2 protein-coding genes are annotated in these 4,370 nt (G+C 71.8%); one reads left to right on the top strand and one right to left on the bottom strand.

Going from position 1 to position 4,370, the window contains the following annotated elements; all coding sequences use genetic code 11:
- Positions 1-137: 137 nt before the first annotated feature.
- Entirely contained in the window at positions 138-1,187 is a 1,050-nt protein-coding gene (locus ACFXOZ_RS41470; RefSeq protein WP_380525689.1) for a substrate-binding domain-containing protein, read from the bottom strand.
- Positions 1,188-1,793: 606 nt separating this feature from the next.
- Here ACFXOZ_RS41470 and ACFXOZ_RS41465 point away from each other — a divergent pair.
- Entirely contained in the window at positions 1,794-4,244 is a 2,451-nt protein-coding gene (locus ACFXOZ_RS41465; RefSeq protein WP_380595236.1) for a ricin-type beta-trefoil lectin domain protein, read from the top strand.
- Positions 4,245-4,370 lie beyond the last annotated feature (126 nt).

Below are 4,370 nucleotides of genomic sequence, written 5' to 3'. Positions count from 1 at the left end.
GGGGGCCGGGGGGGCCGCCGCGGGGGCTGGGGGGGGGGGGGGGGGGGGCGGCGCCGCCCCCCCCCCCCCCCCCACGGCCGGCCCGAAGTGGCGTCGGGCCGAGGTGGCGCCGGGCCGAGGTGGCGCCGGGCGCGGCGTCAGCTGCAGGACACGCCCGCGGACTGCCAGGTGGCGGCGTCGACCATCTTGGTCGGGGCGAAGGCCTCCTTGGGGAAGTCCTTGCCGTTCTTGAGCTTGTCGAACATGGTCTGCACCGACAGGGCGCCGACGTCCTTGCCGTTGATGAACAGGGCGGCCTTCATGCCGGAGGGCTTGCCGGCGGCCCAGTCCTTGCAGGCCAGGTAGGCGCCCAGGCCGACGCCGTCGATGTCGTCCGGGCTGATCCCGGCGTTCTGCAGGGCGGTGACGGCACCCTGGACGTTCTCGTCGTTGCAGCCCCAGGTCACCCAGTGCTTGACGCCCGGGTTGGCGGTGATGGTGGCGGCCACCTTGTCCTGGGCGCCGGTCGGGGTGTTGTCGGTGGCGACGTCGATGGCCTGCACGCCCGGCACGGCCTGGTCGAAGGCGTCCTTCGCGGCCTTGACCCGGTCGCCGCAGACGGTGACGTCCTGCTTCCAGGCGGAGATGATCCGGGTGTCGGCGGCGTTCCAGCCGGCCTTCTTGAACTCCTCGGCCGCGCGCTGGCCGACCTGCTGACCCATCTGCTGGCCGGAGAAGCCGATCCGGGGCACCAGGTCGCCGGCGGCGCACTGGGCCGGGGAGGGGCCGCTCGCACAGACCTGGTCGTCGGAGGTGAGCAGCGCGGCCTTGGCGTCCCGGGCCGTCTGGACGACCTGCGGGCCGACCGCCGGGTCCGGCACCACGATGATCAGGCCGTTGCTCTTCTGGGCGATCGCGGCCTGCACCTCGCCGACCGTCTTGTTGGCGTCGCTGCCGAGGTTCACCACCTTCAGGTCGGCGCCCAGTTCGGCGGCCTTGGCCTTCGCCCCGGCCGCCTCGTCCACGAAGTACTGCTGGTCACCCTGCTTCTGCAGGTAGGTGATCGAGACCTTGCCGGACACCGGGGCCACCGGCGCGTCGGCCCCGGAGGACGAGGTCTGTCCGGTGGAACAGGCCGTCAGTCCGAACGAGGTGACCAGGCTCAGCGCGGCGAGCGAGGCCAGGCGGCCACGGAGGGTGAGGTGCATGGTGAGGGCTCCTGAGGATGTGGGACCGATCGACCATAAGCAACAGAGTCGATCAGAAAACATCGCAATCAAACGCGATGAGGCAACAGGAAACGCCCAGTTCACACTGGAGTCAAGCGTGGGTTTACCTCCGGGGCACGATCGACACCGTCTCGTTATGCCACCCGCTCCACCCGGCGCGACCAGGCCGGTCCGACGGGCGGTTCCGCGCGCGCGAAAGTGCCCGCGCGGCGGCCGGGGCCGCGCGGGAAGGTGCACATGCTCGGTCGAAGCCCGCTGATCACACTGGTCAGAGGCGCTCGGATGGGTGTGCGAGACCACCTACTAGCCGGTAGGTAGGTGCTCGGAACAGCTTCCGCCAAAGGCGGGTTCACGTCAAGAGGGCGGCCCCACCGCCCGCCGGCGGCGCGACCCCACCCCGGGCCGCCGCACCTGCGGTCGATCGTGTGCGGCGTTGTCGTGACAGGTGGTCAACGCCGTTGAATCTGCGGCCTTCTTGTTGATTAGTGTTGGAACTCGGGTCTACGCTCCGCACCTGCCCGGCGTTCCTGCATGCTCCCGCCGACGCCGGCGCTCCCCTGTACCCTCCCGCCACCGGAGACGCCCATGGCCCGTGGACACCTGCCCCCGAAACTGCGCACCGCCCTCGGCGCCGCAGCCCTGCTGCTGGGCTCCCTCGGCAGCCTCGCCACACCGCCCGCCGCCTCGGCGGCGCCCTCGGCGCCCACGGCGCCCTCGGCACCCACGGCCGCCACCGCCGTCCGCACCGCCGTCACCGTCGACGGCACCCAGCCCGGCCTCGCCTTCGACGGGGTCGGCGCGATCTCCGGCGGCGGCGGCAACTCCCGCCTCCTGGTGGACTATCCGGAGCCACAGCGCAGCCAACTGCTGGACTACCTGTTCAAGCCCGGCTACGGCGCCTCGCTCCAGGTGCTGAAACTGGAGATCGGCGGCGACACCAACTCCACCGACGGCGCCGAGCCCAGCATCGAACACACCAAGGGCGCCGTCGACTGCCACCAGGGCTACGAGTGGTGGCTCGCCGAACAGGCGAAGGCCCGCAACCCGAACATCACCTTCTACGGCCTGTCCTGGGGCGCCCCCGGCTGGATCGGGAACACCGGCAGCGGCGGCACCTTCTGGTCCCAGGACACCGTCGACTACCTGATGTCCTGGATGGGCTGCGCCGCACAGCACCACCTGAACGTCTCCTACCTCGGCGGCTGGAACGAGCGGAGCTTCAACGCCGCCTGGTACGAGAAGCTCAAGTCCGCCCTGGTCTCCCACGGTTACGGCTCGACCAAGGTGGTCGCCGCCGACGACACCTGGGCGGTCGCGGACGCCATGGCCACCGACCCGGCGTTCCGCGACGCCGTCGACGTCGTGGGCGTGCACTACCCGTGCGGCTACCTGGGCAACTTCACCAGCTGCCCGAGCACCCCCACCGCACAGGGGCTCGGCAAGCCGCTGTGGGCCAGCGAGAACGGCTCCGAGGACGCCGACGGCGGCGCCGCCGCGGTCGCGCGCGGGATCAACCGCGACTACCTCGACGGCAGGATGACCTCCTTCGTCAACTGGCCGGTCATCGCCGCGCTCTACCCCAACCTGTACTTCTCCAGCGACGGCATGTCGATCGCGAACCAGCCGTGGTCCGGCCACTACACGATCGGCAGGACCACCTGGGTGACGGCGCACACCACCCAGTTCGCCCGCCCCGGCTGGCACTACATCGACTCCGCCAGCGGCTACCTCGGCGGCGCGCGCACCAACGGCAGCTACGTCACGCTCAAGTCCACGAACAACCGCGACTACAGCACCGTCATCGAGACCATGGACGCCGCCGCGGCCCAGACCGCGAGCTTCACCGTCGCCGGCGGCCTGTCCACCGGCACCGTCCACGTCTGGTCCACCGACCTGGGCTCCGACAAGCCCGCGGACTGGTTCGTCCACGCCCAGGACGTCACCCCGCAGGGCGGCGCGTACACCCTCACCCTCCAGCCCGGCCGCGTCTACACCGTGACCACCACCACCGGCCAGGGCCGGGGCACCGCCACCGCGCCGGCCGCCGCCCCGCTGGGCCTGCCCTACGCGGACGACTTCGAGAAGGCGGCCACCACCACCTCGCCGAAGTACTTCACCGACATGAACGGCGCCTTCCAGACCGTCCCCTGCGGCGGCGGCCGCGCCGGGACCTGCCTGCGCCAGATGGCCCCGACCTCGCCGATCCGCTGGACCGACGAGTCGTACAACGCGCCGTACACGATCATGGGCGACGGCAGCTGGTCCAACTACACCGTCACCGCCGACACCCTGTTCGAGCAGTCGGGCAGCGTCGAACTCCTCGGCCGGGTCAACCAGCAGGGCCGCAACAACAACGGCCTCAACGCCTACCACCTGCGGTTCAGCGACACCGGCGCCTGGTTCATCGACAAGAGCGACACCAGCTGGAACTTCACCACCCTCGCCCACGGCACCACCACCGCACCGGGCACCGGCAGCTGGCACACCGTCTCGCTCTCGATGGAGGGCAGCACACTCACCGCCGGCATCGACGGCACCACGGTGGGCAGCGCGACCGACGCGAGCTTCACCAACGGACAGGCCGGCCTGGGCGTGACCGACTACCGGACCGAGCAGTTCGACCGCTTCGCCCTCACCCCCGGCACCCCGACCACCCACACCGGCCCGATCACCTCCGCCCTGGCCGGCAAGTGCGTCGACGCCGACGGCGACTCCGGCGCCAACGGCACCGCCGTCCAGCTCTGGGACTGCAACGCCGGCCCCTCCCAGGTGTGGACCTGGTCCAACGGCAGCCTCACCCACAACGGCAAGTGCCTCGACGTGACGGGCGCCGCCACCGTCAACGGCACCCCGGTCGAACTCTGGGACTGCAACGCCGGCCCCAACCAGCAGTGGACGCCCCAGCCGGACGGCACCCTGCGGAGCACCCAGTCCGGCCGCTGCCTCGACGACCCGGCCCTCGCCACCACCAACGGCACCCGCCTGGAGATCTGGGACTGCAACGCCGGCGCCAACCAGCGCTGGACCCTCCCCTAGCGGCTTGCCTCGAACCCCCACCGCCCACGAAGTGGGGCGGGGGCCCGGGCGGGCGGGCGCCCCGGGCCCCCCCCCACCCCCCCCCCCCCCCCCCCCCCCCCCCCCCCCCCCCCCCCCCCCCCCCCC

This window comes from Kitasatospora sp. NPDC059160, assembly GCF_042755465.1.
GTDB lineage: Bacteria > Actinomycetota > Actinomycetes > Streptomycetales > Streptomycetaceae > Kitasatospora.
This window is presented reverse-complemented; position numbering and strand designations above follow the sequence as displayed.

Coding starts and splice junctions, on each gene's coding strand:
- ACFXOZ_RS41470 (WP_380525689.1), bottom strand. CDS start 1,187: ATGCACCTCACCCTCCGTGGCCGCCTGGCCTCGCTCGCCGCGCTGAGC.
- ACFXOZ_RS41465 (WP_380595236.1), top strand. CDS start 1,794: ATGGCCCGTGGACACCTGCCCCCGAAACTGCGCACCGCCCTCGGCGCC.